The organism is Bacillus capparidis (assembly GCF_017832095.1).
Taxonomy (GTDB): domain Bacteria; phylum Bacillota; class Bacilli; order Bacillales; family Bacillaceae; genus Bacillus; species Bacillus gobiensis.
Window position 1 is genome coordinate 243,878 of the sequence record NZ_JAFDST010000001.1, and the last position, 16,327, is coordinate 260,204.

The 16,327-nt window shown below is 38.6% G+C and carries 16 protein-coding genes and 1 riboswitch; of the genes, 11 read left to right on the top strand and 5 right to left on the bottom strand.

Going from position 1 to position 16,327, the window contains the following annotated elements:
- Nucleotides 1-14 precede the first annotated feature (14 nt).
- Nucleotides 15-881 (bottom strand): non-homologous end joining protein Ku, encoded by an 867-nt coding sequence (gene ku, locus JOC74_RS01240; protein ID WP_053602584.1) that lies wholly within the window; start codon nt 879-881, stop codon nt 15-17.
- A 328-nt stretch (nt 882-1,209) separates the two neighbouring features.
- On the opposite strand from ku, the gene JOC74_RS01245 reads away from it, so the two are divergent.
- The 3 genes from JOC74_RS01245 to JOC74_RS01255 all read left to right on the top strand — a co-directional run bounded on the left by JOC74_RS01245 (nt 1,210) and on the right by JOC74_RS01255 (nt 4,270).
- The gene (locus JOC74_RS01245; protein WP_053602585.1) at nt 1,210-1,992 is read left to right on the top strand and encodes a MeeY/MeeF family manganese export membrane protein; all 783 of its coding nucleotides are present in this window, start codon (nt 1,210-1,212) and stop codon (nt 1,990-1,992) included.
- A 242-nt stretch (nt 1,993-2,234) separates the two neighbouring features.
- A complete protein-coding gene (gene sigI, locus JOC74_RS01250; RefSeq protein ID WP_053602586.1) occupies nt 2,235-2,987 on the top strand; it encodes an RNA polymerase sigma factor SigI in 753 nt (250 codons plus the stop codon).
- A complete protein-coding gene (locus JOC74_RS01255) occupies nt 2,984-4,270 on the top strand; it encodes an anti-sigma factor domain-containing protein (RefSeq protein ID WP_053602587.1) in 1,287 nt (428 codons plus the stop codon). Before sigI ends, JOC74_RS01255 begins: the two co-directional genes overlap by 4 nt.
- 7 nt (nt 4,271-4,277) lie before the next feature.
- Here JOC74_RS01255 and JOC74_RS01260 read toward each other — a convergent pair whose 3' ends face one another.
- On the bottom strand, nt 4,278-4,472 hold the full coding sequence (locus JOC74_RS01260; RefSeq protein ID WP_053602588.1) for an alpha/beta-type small acid-soluble spore protein: 195 nt from the start codon (nt 4,470-4,472) through the stop codon (nt 4,278-4,280).
- Nucleotides 4,473-4,616: 144 nt separating this feature from the next.
- Complete coding sequence (locus JOC74_RS01265) at nt 4,617-5,321, bottom strand: DUF1836 domain-containing protein (RefSeq protein ID WP_053602589.1); 705 nt, start codon at nt 5,319-5,321, stop codon at nt 4,617-4,619.
- Between the two features lie 142 nt (nt 5,322-5,463).
- Here JOC74_RS01265 and htpX point away from each other — a divergent pair, with 142 nt between their 5' ends.
- From htpX to ykzE, 5 genes are all read left to right on the top strand, one after another.
- Nucleotides 5,464-6,360, top strand: coding sequence for a protease HtpX (gene htpX, locus JOC74_RS01270; RefSeq protein WP_211086020.1), 897 nt, complete (start codon nt 5,464-5,466; stop codon nt 6,358-6,360).
- A gap of 234 nt (nt 6,361-6,594) precedes the next feature.
- Nucleotides 6,595-7,941, top strand: a complete 1,347-nt coding sequence (locus JOC74_RS01275) for a TrkH family potassium uptake protein (RefSeq protein ID WP_211086021.1) — start codon at nt 6,595-6,597, stop codon at nt 7,939-7,941.
- Between the two features lie 35 nt (nt 7,942-7,976).
- On the top strand, nt 7,977-9,989 hold the full coding sequence (locus tag JOC74_RS01280; RefSeq protein ID WP_211086022.1) for a penicillin-binding transpeptidase domain-containing protein: 2,013 nt from the start codon (nt 7,977-7,979) through the stop codon (nt 9,987-9,989).
- A gap of 128 nt (nt 9,990-10,117) precedes the next feature.
- On the top strand, nt 10,118-10,264 hold the full coding sequence (gene ykzP, locus JOC74_RS01285; RefSeq protein ID WP_098945193.1) for a protein YkzP: 147 nt from the start codon (nt 10,118-10,120) through the stop codon (nt 10,262-10,264).
- 1 nt (nt 10,265) lies between these two features.
- The gene (ykzE, locus tag JOC74_RS01290) at nt 10,266-10,454 is read left to right on the top strand and encodes a protein YkzE (protein WP_053602593.1); all 189 of its coding nucleotides are present in this window, start codon (nt 10,266-10,268) and stop codon (nt 10,452-10,454) included.
- A gap of 22 nt (nt 10,455-10,476) precedes the next feature.
- Here ykzE and JOC74_RS01295 read toward each other — a convergent pair whose 3' ends face one another.
- Complete coding sequence (locus JOC74_RS01295) at nt 10,477-11,442, bottom strand: acyltransferase family protein (RefSeq protein WP_053602594.1); 966 nt, start codon at nt 11,440-11,442, stop codon at nt 10,477-10,479.
- 255 nt (nt 11,443-11,697) lie between these two features.
- On the opposite strand from JOC74_RS01295, the gene JOC74_RS01300 reads away from it, so the two are divergent.
- The 3 genes from JOC74_RS01300 (at nt 11,698) to JOC74_RS23790 (ending at nt 14,611) form a co-directional block, all read left to right on the top strand.
- A complete protein-coding gene (locus JOC74_RS01300) occupies nt 11,698-13,908 on the top strand; it encodes a PAS domain-containing sensor histidine kinase (protein ID WP_211086023.1) in 2,211 nt (736 codons plus the stop codon).
- On the top strand, nt 13,905-14,402 hold the full coding sequence (locus JOC74_RS01305; RefSeq protein ID WP_376773318.1) for a methylated-DNA--[protein]-cysteine S-methyltransferase: 498 nt from the start codon (nt 13,905-13,907) through the stop codon (nt 14,400-14,402). The genes JOC74_RS01300 and JOC74_RS01305 overlap by 4 nt, the downstream gene beginning before the upstream one ends.
- Before the next feature lie 86 nt (nt 14,403-14,488).
- Nucleotides 14,489-14,611, top strand: coding sequence for a hypothetical protein (locus tag JOC74_RS23790; protein WP_264080153.1), 123 nt, complete (start codon nt 14,489-14,491; stop codon nt 14,609-14,611).
- Nucleotides 14,612-14,882: 271 nt separating this feature from the next.
- On the opposite strand, the gene mtnK is transcribed toward JOC74_RS23790, so the two are convergent.
- Entirely contained in the window at nt 14,883-16,067 is a 1,185-nt protein-coding gene (gene mtnK, locus JOC74_RS01310) for an S-methyl-5-thioribose kinase (RefSeq protein ID WP_053602596.1), read from the bottom strand.
- 86 nt (nt 16,068-16,153) lie between these two features.
- Nucleotides 16,154-16,301, bottom strand: a riboswitch (SAM riboswitch).
- Nucleotides 16,302-16,327: the final 26 nt, after the last annotated feature.

Below are 16,327 nucleotides of genomic sequence, written 5' to 3' on the forward strand. Positions count from 1 at the left end.
TGTAATCATAAGTTTTACTGTGCTCCGGTAGCTTTTTTTCGAGTCGTTTTTTGTTTTTTCTTTTCGGCATTTTGATGAAGAGGTACAGGTTTTTTCGGTCTTGTTGAACCTGTTTTTGTACGCTCTATGCTGGCTTGCAAGGCACTGACCAAGTCAACTACATCTTCCTTCGGAGTGGCAGTAGGCGAGACTGGATCTTCTTTTTGCAGTTTTTCTTTGATTTTTTCCAAAAACGCTACACGATACGTGTCCTCATATTGTTCAGGGTCAAATGGAATCGTCAATTCATCAATTAACTTAATGGCCGTTTGAAGCTCTTTTTCATTGATCTCAATATTTTCGGGTACGGCAGGGACGTGGTCTGCTTGCCTGATTTCATCAGGATAATGAATGGTTTCCATTAAAAGAGAATTTTCCAACACTCTTAATATTGCGAGTTGTTTTTTGGAACGTATGGTAATATGGGCTACTCCGATTTTTCCCGTTTTCCGTAGCGCTTCACGCAGAAGGCTGTATGCTTTAGCTCCGTTTTCACCCGGCCCCATGTAATAGGATCGATTGAAATAGATCGGATCAATTTCTTCTAATTTGACAAAATCAACAATTTCTACCGCTTTTTCTTCATTTTTTTCTTTTAACTCAGCGAGCTCATCTTCTGAAAAAATCGCATATTTTCCTTTGACGTATTCATACCCTTTTGTAATTTCTTTCGGAGAGACCTCTTGATTGCAATTTGTACAGACTTTTTCGTATTTAATAGGGGCACGACATGCAGTATGAAGAGTTCTGAGCTTTATATCCTTATCTTCCGTTGCTGAAAAGAGTTTTATCGGAATGTTTACTAAACCGAAGCTGATCGATCCTTTCCACATCGTATGCATGATTTTTCCTCCTCCTTTTTTTATAGTTTTTTTTAAGAGTACTGATTTCATGAGTAGAAAGTTTTGGTTCAAAAAAACGTTGACAACCTGATCAAATCATAATAAGATTAGTCTATAAAAGAATACTTCTTTCTCCAAAGGGGAGTAGCGTCCGGAAGTTTTTTCGGAAACAAAGTCGTCAATTCATGAAATTTAATTTCATCGGCTTTGTTGACATGATTTTCTAACCATGTTTAGCAAGACCTTTGCCTAATAATGGCAGAGGTCTTTTTCATTTTCTGCCATTATTAGGAAATGGAAGAAGAAAAAACTAAGGAGGAAGAAACAGTTGGATGTATCATTATTATTAGAATACGGTTGGGTACTGCTGGTGCTTATTGCATTGGAAGGGATTTTGGCTGCTGATAATGCCCTTGTCATGGCAGTAATGGTTAAGCACTTGCCTGATGAACAGCGGAAAAAAGCTCTATTTTATGGTTTAGCAGGTGCATTAATTCTTCGATTTGGAGCTTTGTTTGCAATTTCTTTCCTAGTGAATGTTTGGCAGGTACAAGCAATTGGAGCGATTTATCTCATGTATATCGCTGTCAATCATGTGCTGAGAAAATTTGTATTCAAAAAAGATGAGCACGAAATGAAAACGAAGCAAAGCGGCTTTTGGGCAACTGTTTTAAAAGTCGAATTGGCGGACATTGCTTTTGCTGTTGACAGCATACTTGCAGCAGTCGCGCTTGCCGTAACACTTCCGGCAACAAATTTACCAGAAATTGGCGGTATGGACGGCGGACAATTTGCTGTTATTCTTGCCGGCGGATTAATCGGGGTTGTTATTATGAGGTTTGCTGCCACAATGTTTGTCAATCTGTTGAAGAGTCGTCCAAGCTTAGAAACAGCGGCGTTTTTAATCGTCGGATGGGTAGGCGTAAAGCTTGCTTTGTTTACACTGGGTCATGAGGACATTCACGTGATATCTCATGAATTTATCCATGGCGGCCTGTTTAATCTCATTTTCTGGATCGTTCTGGCTGGAATTGCAGTGGGCGGATGGTTTCTCTCTAAGCCGAATCAGATAGAATCAGAAGATAAAATAAGAAAAATGAATCAAGGCTAAGCAAAAGGTCTCCTTATTGGAGCCTTTTTTTTGTAAGTGAAACAACATTTCAGTTTGTTAACAGATGTATTACAAATTCACACTATGAACCCCCTTATAACCGCGCACTTCCACGTATTTTTCTAATAGATATAAAATAGCGGGTTGTTACAATCCGTCTAAAACATTGATTTTCACTTTTCTTCCTTTGCGAATCCCTGTTAAATTAGCTATTATTAATGGGTGAACAGGGAGGAACTGAGGTGAAACCAGTGTTTAGCCTTTTATTAAGGACAAGCAAAAAACAAACGTTAGAGGAGTCAATCAACATTATCCAAAAGGGAGACCTTGAGCTTAGAAATGATTTGATTCATCAGTATAAGCCATTTGTGGCTAAAACTGTTTCTTCCGTTTGTAAACGATATATAGACGAAAAAGATGATGAATTTAGCATAGGCTTAATTGCCTTTAATGAAGCGATAGAAAAATATTCCTCTGAAAAAGGGAATTCTCTGCTGGCATTTGCAGAATTGATTATTAAACGAAAAGTGATTGATTATATTCGAAAAGAAGCAAAAAATGCACAAAACATCTATATGGACTTGCAAGAGGGAGATGATTTGGAATCTTCCCAAAGCAAAGTAGAGGCAAGCCTTTCTATTGATGAATATCATCGTTTAAGTGAACAAGAGTCACGAAAAGAAGAAATTCTGCATTTTACGAAAGAACTTAATGAATATGGGCTGACCTTTAAAGAACTGATTAAACAGTCGCCTAAACATGCCGATGCACGTCAGAATGCGATTAAAGTAGCTGTTATTTTAAATGAAAATGAAGATTTAAAAGCCATACTTACAGAAAAAAAACAACTGCCTGTCAAACAGCTTGAAAAGCTTGTTGAAGTTAGCAGAAAAACAATCGAACGAAACAGAAAATATATCATTGCCATGTTTATTATTTTATCTGGAAACTATGTATACCTGAGAGAGTATTTAAAAGGGGTGCTTCATTCATGAAAAAAGGAATCGTTGTTGAAAAATCGGGAGGAATTGTCACGTTGCTTACCCCTGACGGACAATTTTTAAAAACTAAACAGCATGAAAGTATTTGTGAAATTGGCGAGGAAATCACATTTATGCCGGAAACAAGGGTAGATAGAAGGCGTGCCGGCTTTTTTGATTTGCTCCGGCTTCGCCCTGTTCAGTCAGGCGTTATTTCAATAGCGGCCATTGTGTTGTTTGTTTTTACAATTTTACCGATGTTCGCTGATAATAAGGCGTATGCTTATATGACGATTGATATTAACCCCAGCTTTGAGTTGACGTTGGACAGTAAATGTCAAGTGCTGTCAATCAGTGCGTTAAATGCCGAAGGTGAAAACTTATTAAATGGGATGAATGATTGGAGAAAAAAGGACGTAAGAAAAGTGGTAGACGAGATTATTGCGAACAGCTCCAAATCCCATTATCTTGTAAAAAATCAAGAAATTCTTATTTCAACAGTTTTTGAAAATGATACACAGAATACATATCAAACAGATGTAAACAACCGAATAGATGAAATTTCAACGAACTACAGAAAAAAAGACTATAAGATGAGAACCCTGAAATCTGATTTAGATACTAGAAAAAAAGCGAAAGAACAAGGCGTTTCTACAGGGAAATACCTTGAAGGCGAAGAGCAATCAAAGGTCCTTGAAAAAGAACCGGATTCAAAAAGCGACGATAACCTTTCGAATGATTCTGAAGAAAAGGAATCCTCGAAAACTCCAGGAATAGACACAGATAAAGAAACTTCAGAGCAGGAAGATCGCAACGAAAACATCCCAAATGACGCCGAAAAAGACCAAACTTCCGACAATGTACCAGCTGAAGACGAAACTGAGAAATCAGAAGATGGGAATCCAGAAAATGTACCTGAAAAACCATCAGACAAAGATCAGCAAAATGATGAAGAGGAAAACGAGAGCTGGTCAGGCGAAAAAGATGACAATGAAAACGAAACTAATAAAAACGATGAAAAAGATGATAATGAAGACAAAACTAATAAAAACGATAATAAAGATGAAATTCACAAAAATGAGAAAGAAGACAGAAAGAACGATTTACATGATCGTAAAAATGAACATGAAGAAAATAAGGACGAGAGTTATTATTCGAAAAAAAAGTGGAAGGATAATGACGAATTTTTTCTATCCAAATATGACAAAAAGAGAGAGAGAAGAGAGGAGAGAGAAGAGAGCGATAAGAGAAATAAACAGCACTCTGAAAAAAAACCGCCGAGAAATCCCGGCGATTAATCTATGGTTATTTTGTATTTCCATTTAATTGAGCTTGTGCTTGTTGAACCAAACGTTTGGTGATTTCTCCCCCGACAGATCCATTGGCCCGTGACACAGTGTCTGACCCCAATTGAACTCCGAATTCTTCTGCGATTTCAAATTTATATTGATCAAGAATTTGTTCGGCTGCCGGAACAAGTAATTTATTTCTTCGTGCCATGTTTTTTTACCCCCCTTTATATAAAAATTGCTGCATGTATAGTGTTGGCTGCCTCCTAATTTTTATGCTGGCAATTGTTGAGGGATATAAAACTTTGCATTCAAAAAAACCGGACATATGCCCGTAATTTGAACGCTTACTTTTTTACATTGGCCGATCAGAAAGTGCATGCTGGACAATGGATTGGGCGGATACCTGCAAATGAAAGCATAGAATCGAAAGAACAGTAGCAGCTGTTAATTCCTTCACCATTTCCCAGTCTTCATTGTTTAGATGTGGAAATAAACCAGCAAGCTGCTCTGCTTCTTTTTTTAGTATAATCGTGATTTCGTTATCTTTCAGTGAATAATTTTTTTCTTCAGACAGCATAATGGATAAAAGCCGGGCGCAGCCCTCGTAAAAATCGATAGGGCTGACGACATCGTCAGACCGGTCATCAATGTTGTTAAAAAGCAGCTTTAAAATGTTTCTGATCGTGTCAAAGTCATAAATGGACTTTAAGTCTCGTACAATTAAAAGAATCACCACTTGATCGACAGAATATTTTTTGCCGAGCTCTGGATGGCCGATTAAATCTTTTATATCTCGTTTAATCCAATTTTGAATGGCTGAAGGCTTTAAGGATGTCAGCTCACATAAATTTCCTAATTCAACAATTTCATTTGTTGAAAAGCCGTAATCCTTTTTTTGTTTTCGTTTTTCATACCTCATCAAAAAAAGAGGGACGACTGTGTCGTGCTTGCTTCTTTCTGACTTACTGATTATTTCTAAAGGTTTCTCATCGATTTCGCCCTTTAGCGAATGTAATAGCTTAACCATTTCCATTCGGTTTAAGTTGTGGAGTTTCATAACTCACCTCTGTATCAGCTTTCTTCGTTGATTTTTGGGATAAAGCTTGTCTTTATAAGTGATATTTCTTGCAATTTTAAATGATTCTTATATAATTTTCTATATAAGTTCATTTGATCTTATTATAACATGGAGGGTAAAAATGGGAAAAAGAATCTTTTTCTTTTTGTTGTCTAATATACTTGTTATCACAACGATTGGCATTGTGTTGACAATTGTAAGTTCCGCAACAGGAGTCAATGGATACTTCACAGCAGGCGGCGGCATCAACCTTGTCTATCTGCTTGTGTTTAGTGCGATCGTCGGCTTTACGGGATCGTTTATATCCTTGGCAATGTCTCGCTGGATGGCGAAAATGATGATGGGTGTACGGGTACTCAACCCGGCAAAACAATCGCTGTCGCTTGAAGAAGAACGCTTGGTTGAGCGGGTGCACAGGCTTGCTCGCGCGGCGGGCATTACTAAAATGCCTGAAGTAGGTATTTATCAGTCACCTGAGGTTAACGCCTTTGCAACCGGCCCTTCGAAAAACAAATCGTTAGTAGCCGTTTCTGCAGGTCTTCTAAATGAAATGGACGATGATGCGGTCGAAGGGGTTCTGGCTCATGAGGTAGCACATATTGCCAACGGCGACATGGTTACGATGACCCTTCTGCAAGGGCTGGTCAATACGTTTGTCGTCTTCTTCGCCAGAGTTGCTGCTTGGATCGCTTCAAGATTCGTAAGGGAAGATCTAGCTCCAATTGTTCATTTTATTGCAGTGATCATCTTCCAAATTGTCTTTTCAATTTTAGGAAGCCTTGTTGTTTTTGCTTACTCTCGCCATCGCGAATTTCATGCGGACAGAGGAGGAGCCGATTTGGCAGGCAAAGACAAAATGATTCATGCACTTCGTTCTTTGCAACACTACTCATCCCGTGTAAGAGAAGAAGAGCAAGCATCTGTGGCGACTTTAAAAATCAATGGCAGGAGAAAATCATCCATTTTCTCAACTCACCCTGATCTGAACGAACGAATCAGCCGGCTGGAAGCAAAATAATAAGTGTTCATGGGATGTACAGTGAAGAGAGCGTTTAATATTTAGCTTTCGTACACTCATCCGAGCTGATCGTTGGATGAACTAATTTGTGATAAAGTAACTATGGGAGCATCTCTTGCCGAAGAGATGCTTCTTTTTGCGTACTGGAATAGTTAATCAAGTGAATTAGACTTTTAAAACGACAAGATTTTCTATATACTGTAGTTTGTATTTAATTCCAAAGTGAGGACTCTCATGAAAATAAAGTTGCAAAAAATCCTGAAGATATTAACACCTTTTCAATTAATCGCCCTTTATTATGTTCTGGCTATTACGATTTCAGTCGTTTTACTCAGTTTGCCTGTTGCACATAAGGGAGGCGTTCAATGGTCATTTGTTGACGGACTGTTTACTGCGGTAAGTGCGGTAAGTGTGACCGGCTTAACAGTAGTAAATACAGCCGAAACCTTTAGCACAGCGGGGTACTTTATTTTAGCCCTAGTGCTGCAGTTGGGCGGAATTGGTATTATGACGCTAGGTACCTTAGTCTGGATCATAGTCGGAAAGCGAATTGGCCTGAAAGAACGAATGCTTATTATGGCCGAGCATAATCAATCCCATTTATCTGGGATCGTAAAATTGATAAAACAGGTATTAATGCTCATCCTATTAATTGAATTTATTGGCGGCCTGATCCTTAGTCTTTATTTTTTGACCTACTATGATGCGAAGGAGGCTTTTTTACACGGCTTCTTCGCGAGTATTAGTGCAACTACCAATGGAGGATTTGATATTACCGGTGACTCGATGGTTCCTTTTAAAGATGACTATTTTGTCCAGTTGATTACCATGATTTTGATTATTTTGGGTGCCATTGGTTTTCCTGTTTTAGTTGAAGTGAAGAATTTTTTGTTTTCAAGGAATCAAAGAACTCGCTTTAGCCTTTTTTCGAAGTTGACAACCATTACGTTTTTTTTCTTAGTTACCGGCGGCGCAATGGGGATATTTGCCTTGGAAGCACGATTCTCATTTTCAGGAATGTCATGGCATGAAATCCTTTTTTATTCGTTATTTCAATCCGTTGCAACGAGGAGCGGAGGGCTTACGACGATTGATATCAGCCAATTTTCGGAACAAACACTGCTATTTATCTGTGCCTTAATGTTTGTCGGTGCATCTCCCAGTTCTGTTGGAGGCGGTATAAGGACAACGACGTTTGCTCTTAATTTGCTGGCGTTGTTTCATTTTGCAAGAGGGAACAAATCTGTTAAAATTTTCAAACGGGAGCTTTATCAGGAAGACCTGTTAAAATCGTTAGTCGTTACAATGATGGCGATACTGCTCGTTTTTGCTTCTACACTTCTTTTGACAATTACAGAGAAGCATTCATTCGTCGCCGTTCTATTTGAAGTATGCTCAGCCTTTGGTACAACTGGTTTATCAATCGGAATTACGCCTGATTTAACTCCTTTCGGAAAATGTGTGCTGATGATTATCATGTTTATTGGAAGAATTGGTATCTTAACAATGTTGTATTTGATTGGAAGGAAAGTAGTCGAAGCCGATTATCATTATCCTAAGGAACGGGTGATTATCGGATAGTTAATTAGACGAAAGAGACAAAAGGGGAAGATGTCATGCGAAAGCTCAATTTACTGCTATTACTTATAATGGGATTGTTGCTGTCAAATGGATGTACAAACGAACAGACACCTGATCAAAGCATGGAGGAGTTTGTTAATCAATGGAATAAACAGGAATTTTCCAATATGTACGGAAAGCTATCAGCAAATGCACAAAAGTCCATTTCAAAGGATCAGTTTGTCGAAAGATATGAAAAGATTTATGAAGATATAGGTGCAAAAGATCTAAAAGTAAAAATAGCAAAGCAGGAAGACGAGGAAAAGCAAGGCAAGCAAGGGACGACAGAAAAAATTCCTTATGAAGTATCAATGAACACAATAGCGGGACCTGTTTCTTTTCAAGGCGAAGCTGAATTAGTACAAGAAAAAACTGACGACAAAAATCAATGGAAGCTCAATTGGAATCCTTCCTTCCTGTTCTCCCAGCTTAATGAAGGCGAAACAATTCAAATCGCGGCGAATGAACCGAAACGCGGCCAAATTTTTGACCGGAATGGGCAGCCGCTCGCGATCAATGCAACAGTAAATGAAATCGGCGTCGTCCCGGGACAATTGGGTTCCGAAAAAGAAAAAGTGATTACCGAGTTAAGCAAAGAGCTCAAAATGACCAGTGAAAGTATTGAAACCCTTCTTGCAGCGAATTGGGTAACCGACGATTCATACGTTCCGATAAAAAAACTAAAACCTGATCAGGCAGGGCTTGTGGAAAAACTGACACAATTGCCTGGGGTAATGAAAAAAGAGACAGAGTCAAGATATTATCCATATGGAGAACAAGCTGCACAATTAACAGGCTACATACGAGGAATTACGAATGAAGAGCTGGCTGAAAAAGAGAAAGAAGGTTATAGTCCTTCATCATTAATTGGTGTTGTTGGTTTAGAAAGCTTGTACGAAAAAGATCTTCGGGGTAAAACAGGCTGGACGATCAAAATTCCCGAATCTAATGAAATGATCGCATCTTCAGGCAAAGAGGACGGAAAGGACATCCAATTAACGATCGATATTGATAAACAAACCGAAGCATATGAGCAACTAAAGGGCGATACGGGTGCAGCGGTTGTACTTGAACCAAAAACAGGTGAAACGCTTGCTCTTGCAAGTACACCGTCCTATGATCCAAATGGTTTTCTTTTTGGGTGGGCTCCTGATGAGTGGGACCGACTGATCCAAAACCCTGATATGCCTTTTTCAGCCAAATTTAATAAAACATATGCTCCTGGATCGACAATTAAACCGATCACAGCAGCAATCGGGATTGCCTCAGGAAAGCTAAATCCGCAGGAGGCTAAGTCGATAAACGGCAAACAGTGGCAAAAAGATTCATCATGGGGCGGATACCGTGTTACAAGGGTATCAGACGCTTTGAATCAAGTGAATCTTGTCAATGCTTTGATAACATCCGACAATATTTATTTTGCGCAAACTGCTTTAGATACAGGAACCGATCAATTTGTTGAAGGGCTGAAATCCTTTGGTTTTGAAGAAGAGCTTGGCTATGAATTTACGACACAAAAGTCTACGATAGCCAACGAAGGAATTAAAAATGAGATCATGCTTGCGGATAGCGGATACGGGCAAGGGCAAATGCTAATGTCACCGATTCACCTGGCTGCTGCTTATACTTCATTTGTTAATGAAGGAAATATGATTAAACCTTATTTGCTGAAAAAAGAAGGCCAAAGTCCAAATGCTTGGCATGAAGGAGTCGTTTCTAAGGACGGGGCTTCATATATTACTGAAGGCTTAAAAGGAGTAGTCGAGGATCCGCGTGGTTCAGCTTATAAACCCGTTAATAAAAAACTGACGATAGCAGGGAAAACTGGAACGGCGGAATTAAAAGCAAGCCAGGATGACGAAAACGGGAAAGAAAACGGCTGGTTTGTAGCCTATGATTATAAAAATGAAGACCTTTTGGTTACGATGATGGTTCAAGATGTTTCTAAAAAGGGCGGAAGCTCCTACGTTGTAAAAAAAGGAAAAGCATTGTTCACGGAAAAACACTGATGGAATTCAGTGTTTTTTCCATTTCTTTATAGAAGTGAAAGGCAGTAAAAATGGTGAACCTATGAGAAAGAGGAGGAGACCAATGCATTTTCAAAAGAAACAAACAACTACAAAAGGGAGGAAGCACATTGAAGAGAAAAGCAGCAAGAGATGAAGCATTAAAAAATAATCAAACGCCGAAAGAAAGTATGGGGAAAGATTCGTATTTGACTCAAGTTCACCATGAAACCAATCCTGCAAACCGAAACTCAAAACACGGCAGACAAGGGGAGTAACATGGGCAAAAATCATAAAAGCAAAGACATTGAAAACCATAAGAAAAAAATGAATCCCAAAATTCTCGAGGAAGAATATTCCCATGAACTGGGAGATGTTCATGCAGGAAAGTTTTTTGAGTTGATTCAAGTAGGGAAGCTGAAGGATAAGAAAAAGAGCGATTGTAAGGATAAACAAAACGGCCGGTAATTCCGGCCGTTTTTTGTAGAAATTATTTTAACTCAATGACTGGCTCAGCCAATTTTTTCACGAATGTTGTTGACAAGAAGCATGTAAGTACAGCTGCAAGTAAGGTAACCATCAACAAGCTTTCGTAATTATGGAGCCATTCCATCGTGCTGCTGTGGCGAAAAAATTTAATCGCAAAGCCATGAAGCAGGTATACATATAGGGTTCGTGTGCCCCACCGAGTAAAGAAATATTTTTTCTCGGGAATGATAGCAAGAAAGCTGAATGTCGCAACGAAAGTTAAACAGTAAAACCCTAGCCGCTCAACCAGGCTAATAACGCCTGGTTCACCGAAATATGAATACGGTTTTGAGCCAAACAGCCAAGTATAATCAAACTGTATCAATAAGCAGCAAATAAAAACGACTGTGAGCATTGCGATAGAAGTGAGCTTCGATTTCATGGTACGAATTTTATCGAAGTGTTCTTTCTTTAGATAATACCCAGCTAAAAAGATTGGGAAAAACACGAGTGTCCTAGATAAGCTTAAAACATGATTGACGAAATCAACATAACCTACAGTCAGAGCTATCACTAATGATACAGTGAATGCCAGCTTTGGCGGGATTTTTGTAAAAAGAAACAAAAGCAAGTTCCAGCAAAATAAGCTGATTAAAAACCAGAGCGACCACTCGGGATCAAAAGGATTTAATTTGATTTTTGAGTCTTGGATGAAATGGTTGTAAATTGTATAGATGGCTTGAAAAATTAAATATGGGAAAATGAGTTTGTACGTAATTTTTTTTATATACCCGTGACGATTAAACCCTTTTGAAAAATAGCCAGAAACGAGTATGAACGCCGGCATATGAAAGGTATAAACAAATTTATAGATGTTAAGCATGAATTCATTGCTGCTTATATAAGATTGTATAATATGTCCAAAAACGACAAGAAAGACGAGAAGGAATTTTGCATTGTCAAAGTAGGGTTCTCTGTTTTTCTCCATCATAACCACCTTTTTCGAGAATATGATCAAACCTTATTCCCTCATATCTAGTGAATGATAAAGGGAGTCGGTTCTTTTTTTAAATGGAAAACCAGGAAATGTTACTTTGTTTTAAAAGAAAAGTAAAGAAAGTTATCGTAAACTAACGAATTTTAGGTGGATGAAATGTTTCAATTGTTCAGAAACTGTGAAGGAAGTTGCTGGTTATTGTAGAATTAAAGGGAGGATAGGTAAAGAAGAGGGAGTGTAAAGTGGATGAATGAAACACTTGACTATAATGATTCCTTAAAATTAAAAGAAGAGCTTGCAAAAAAAAGCGCTGAGAATAAAAGTCTAAAAGAACAATTGGCAATGCAGCGGATTATGTTTGAACATGCTTGGGATGCGATGTTTATGTTCGATCATAAGCTAACTATTATTCACGCCAATGAAGCTGCCTCTCAATTGATGCAGATAAAAAAAGACAAGCTGATTAACAGGTCTATCTACGATTTTCTGCCCAGCCTTTCTAAAAGTAAGCTGGATTTAAAGCGCTTTAATGAGAAAGGACATATAAAAAAGGATGTTTGTGTAAAACTGGATAACGGAACGACAAAGCATCTTGAAATGCTATTGAAAAAAATTGACGGTGAGGAATGGTCATTTGCATCTTTGCGGGATATTTCTTCAAAAAAGATTCTTGAGCGCGAGAGGTCTATTAATGAACAGCTATTTAAGGATTTATTTTTACGCGCTGTTGATGGAATTGTTATCTTTGACAAGCAAGGAAATTTTATTGATGCAAATCGTTCGTTTTGTCAAAGCTTTCAAATTGACAAGAAGGAATTGTCAAAGCTGAAACTTGATCTTTTTATAAGAGAGCCATTTAAGAAAAAATTAAAAAAAATATGGGAAACGCTAGATGCGAAGGGACGCGCAAAAGGAGAGCTGCCGGTTACTCTTATTTCCGGTGATCAAAAGCTGTTTGAATTCACTATTACCTCAAATATTATCAGCGGTTTTTATATGTCGATTATGAGAGATATAACGGAAAAAAGGAACATGGAAATTCAGCTCTTAAAAAGCGAGGAACGCTTTCGAGAAGTATTTCAAAATGCGATGGATGCGATAATTATTTGGAAAAATAATGGACAAATTATTGAAGCTAACGCTTCTGCTTGTAAAATTTTTGAACTTCCGATGGAACAGCTTTTACAGAGCAAGTTTCTAGACTTTATCGACAAAAACGACCCCAAATTCGAAACGGTTTTAAAGCAATACAAGCAAAAAAACGAGTTAAGGGCTGAGCTTCAATTTTATATGCCAAATGGGCAATACAAAGAACTCGAATTTACGTCGAAAAAAATAATATTTGAAGATCATCACTTAACCGTTCTGCGAAATGTAAGCGACCGTAAAAGGATGGAAAAGGAACTAAGAGAAAATGAACTGAAATTCAGAAAAGTGTTCAATGGTGCAATGGATGGCTTTTTGCTTTTTAACAATAATAATGAAATTATCGATGCCAATCCTGTCGCGGGTGAAATTTTAAATCTTCCGCTGCAAAAGATAAAGGAATCCAGAATTACTGATTTAATCTCAAAATACGAGGTTGAGCACGCTGCATCGGCAGATCGGGTCATATCGCTCAGCGAGAAGAATAACGAGCTTCCGATCATTTTAAAGCAAGAGGAAGATCAGATATTGGAATTTTCCTATAAGAGAAACATTATTCATAATATGAATCTTGCCTTATTCAGGGATATTACTGAAAGAAAAGAGCTTGAGGAGCGGCTGAGGAAGTCGGATACGCTGCACGTTGTTGGCGAGCTGGCTGCAGGCATCGCTCATGAAATAAGGAATCCGATGACTGCTTTAAAAGGATTTATCCAGCTGTTGAAAAGCAGTATCGAAGGGGACTATACACTATATTTTAACGTCATCACCTCTGAGCTGAAACGAATCGAATCTATCATTACGGAATTCCTAATTCTTGCTAAGCCCCAGGCCATTATGTATGAAGAACGAAACGTAACGCAAATTATGAGAGATACAATTGAACTCCTGCATGCCCAAGCAAACATGAGCAATGTACAAATCCATCTTGACGTCTATGAAGAGATCGCCGACATATACTGCGAACCAAATCAATTAAAACAGGTCTTTATAAATATTTTAAAAAATGCGATTGAAGTCATGCCTTCTGGTGGAAATATATACGTGGCGATTAAGTCTGTTGATGATCATCATATATGTATTTCTATGACGGATGAAGGCAGCGGAATCAGTGAAGATAAATTAAAGCGATTGGGAGAACCCTTTTATACAACGAAGGAAAGAGGGACAGGACTTGGTCTTATGGTCAGCTATAAGATTATGAAAGAGCATCAAGGGAAAATAGAAGTAGAAAGTGAAGAAGGAAAAGGAACAAGCTTCTATTTAACCTTGCCGATCAGGCAAAAAGTCGAAGAGGAGAGTATCAAGTGATCTATGGAATGAAAGTTGATCTTCCGATTGGACAAGTATCGATCCTTGAAACTGACGGGTATATCAGTCATTTGCTGTTGGATCAAGCCCAGCTTGATAAGCTGCTAAACAAAGGTATAGAGATACGCTTTAAGGAAACGGAGCTTTTACAACAAGCGATTTTCCAGTTGCAGGAGTACTTTGATGGGATACGTACAAATTTTACAGTGCCTATCAAACAAAAAGGAACGCCATTTCAAGAAAACGTATGGGAGGCTCTCAGCTTAATCCCTTACGGTGAATCCAGAAGCTACTCGGATATTGCTCTGCAAATTGGCAAGCCGGCTGCCGTGAGAGCAATCGGCCAAGCAAACAAATGCAATCAGCTACCTGTGTTTGTTCCTTGCCACCGGGTGATCGGAAAAAATTCGTCTCTTACCGGGTACGCCGGCCAAAAAACAGATCAAAAAGCGATATTGCTAAAGCATGAAAACATTTTGTTTAAGGAAAAATAATTCAAATGGCATGTTCCGTTTTTTTACGCAAGACATATTATTTAATTAAGTCAAAAAAGTTGGTCTTGTGAAAAAGGAGGGTCTATATGAAAACAGGAAGACCATCCAAAATAGCAGGCTATGCTATCTTATTAAGTAAGTTACACGTTCTTACAATTGAACAAAAGGATATGATTATCCAAATGCATATGCAAAAATACGATGCATAGCTTTTCTATAATGGATATACGATCAAATTCTAGGCTGAAAAATACTAGATGTGATGGGCTCTGCCTAAACAAGTGAGACTCGGAAACGTCCTTATTTTTATCCTGCAGGAACGGGCAAGAAGACTCCCACCTTAACTTTTGAAGCAGGTGGGGATTATCTGCCAGTAAATTTTGGATCAGATCATTTAACAATCAGTGTTGGATGTCATGTGTAAAGGCTAAATACTTATCCCACTGATTAAAGATGAACTTTATTGCAGAGTAAGAAGCATCACTCGTGTTCTAACTGGGTGAGCAAAGTTATCATGCCTTCTGCATCTTGTAAATTTTCACGTTCTTTAATGAGTAGCAGTCCAAAACGAATGGCCAAGGATTTTCTTTCGATTCGATTGACAATTGGGACTGGATTTATATCAGAATCTTGAGCGGCTCCAATTGAGTAGCGGATTAATTCACATCCGGCAAAGCCAGCTGCGTCTGCAAAAATTTGGTATAACAGATCTTGAATATTGATTTTCGTTTTATACAGCTCGCGGCAGTCTTTGCGGAAAGCCTCTTTAAATGTATTGCTGAAAACGGTCCACACAGTAATAATGTGATGTAACAGTGAGCTTTTCTCATCATCATGAGACATTGTATGGATCAACAAATCAGCAATAATTTTTCCGATATCAAAACCGATCGGTCCGAAAAAAGCAAATTCAGGATCGATAATTTTCGTTACATGTTGATTAGAAAAAATGCTTCCAGTATGTAGATCTCCATGGATAAGAGATTCTGTTTTACTAGTAAATGTATTCCTTAGTTTAGATGCTTCATCAAGAAGCGAGGAGTCATCCCGAAAACCTTTAACAATGGTTCGCAGTTCTTCTTCAAATTCATTCGAATTACTAGCGAAAAAGGGGTCAGTAAACAATAGTTTTTCGGTAATTGCGCACAGATCGGGATTCGAAAATTGCTTCTCCAATTCATTTTTGACTTGCGGATCAAGAAAATAAGCCGAATTGTAGAATAGCGTCTTCCCAAGAAATTCTCCAACGTGCTCTGAGAAGAGCGGATAGGTTTTGCCTTCAATCAGCCCCTTTCGCAATATGGATAAGTGGGATAAATCCTCCATCACGATTACGGCAAGTGTGGTATCCGAATAATAAATTTTCGGAACGAGGTGCGGGACATGCTCTGCCTGCCGAATCAATGCACTGCTTTCGATTCTGGCTCTGTTTGCTCGTAACGGCAAGCTTTCGCCGAAAAGTTGGCCGAATGGGACAACCTGTTTAATAATAATGCTTCTATTATTTTCTTGATCTCTCACTCGAAAAACCCGGTTTCGATTTCTGTTTCCGATTTCTTGACAGGTAATTGTGCTTTTTCCTGAAAAAAGTCCAAGCTTGACGGCGAGTGCTGCGCCGGAACTCACAGTAAGCGTTTCATACGCAGGTGTTTTTGTAGTTGCCATAGTACGTTTCTCCCTCCAGTAAACATATAAAAGCCTCTTTCCCATTCTGAGAAAGAGGCTTTGCAAGTAAAATAACAGGTTTGCCTCTCTTATCTCTCAGAAATAAGTCTGATGGAATTAGCACCGTGCCCTGCATAGGCGCTTGAATCATGCTGCGCCCCATTTCGCAATGGAATTACGGTCGGTTGCTGTCGGGGTCAAAAGGCCAATCCCTCGCCCGACTCTCGATAAGAGAAATATATTATTTTGTCGACTGTTTA

What these genes read in the sequence shown, in the direction of transcription:
- ku (WP_053602584.1), bottom strand. Translation starts at nt 881, where the DNA reads ATGCATACGATGTGGAAAGGATCGATCAGCTTCGGTTTAGTAAACATT.
- JOC74_RS23790 (WP_264080153.1), top strand. Translation starts at nt 14,489, where the DNA reads ATGAAAACAGGAAGACCATCCAAAATAGCAGGCTATGCTATCTTATTA.
- JOC74_RS01295 (WP_053602594.1), bottom strand. Translation starts at nt 11,442, where the DNA reads ATGGAGAAAAACAGAGAACCCTACTTTGACAATGCAAAATTCCTTCTC.
- JOC74_RS01265 (WP_053602589.1), bottom strand. Translation starts at nt 5,321, where the DNA reads ATGAAACTCCACAACTTAAACCGAATGGAAATGGTTAAGCTATTACAT.
- JOC74_RS01275 (WP_211086021.1), top strand. Translation starts at nt 6,595, where the DNA reads ATGAAAATAAAGTTGCAAAAAATCCTGAAGATATTAACACCTTTTCAA.
- mtnK (WP_053602596.1), bottom strand. Translation starts at nt 16,067, where the DNA reads ATGGCAACTACAAAAACACCTGCGTATGAAACGCTTACTGTGAGTTCC.
- JOC74_RS01300 (WP_211086023.1), top strand. Translation starts at nt 11,698, where the DNA reads ATGAATGAAACACTTGACTATAATGATTCCTTAAAATTAAAAGAAGAG.
- htpX (WP_211086020.1), top strand. Translation starts at nt 5,464, where the DNA reads ATGGGAAAAAGAATCTTTTTCTTTTTGTTGTCTAATATACTTGTTATC.
- JOC74_RS01255 (WP_053602587.1), top strand. Translation starts at nt 2,984, where the DNA reads ATGAAAAAAGGAATCGTTGTTGAAAAATCGGGAGGAATTGTCACGTTG.
- JOC74_RS01260 (WP_053602588.1), bottom strand. Translation starts at nt 4,472, where the DNA reads ATGGCACGAAGAAATAAATTACTTGTTCCGGCAGCCGAACAAATTCTT.
- ykzE (WP_053602593.1), top strand. Translation starts at nt 10,266, where the DNA reads ATGGGCAAAAATCATAAAAGCAAAGACATTGAAAACCATAAGAAAAAA.
- JOC74_RS01280 (WP_211086022.1), top strand. Translation starts at nt 7,977, where the DNA reads ATGCGAAAGCTCAATTTACTGCTATTACTTATAATGGGATTGTTGCTG.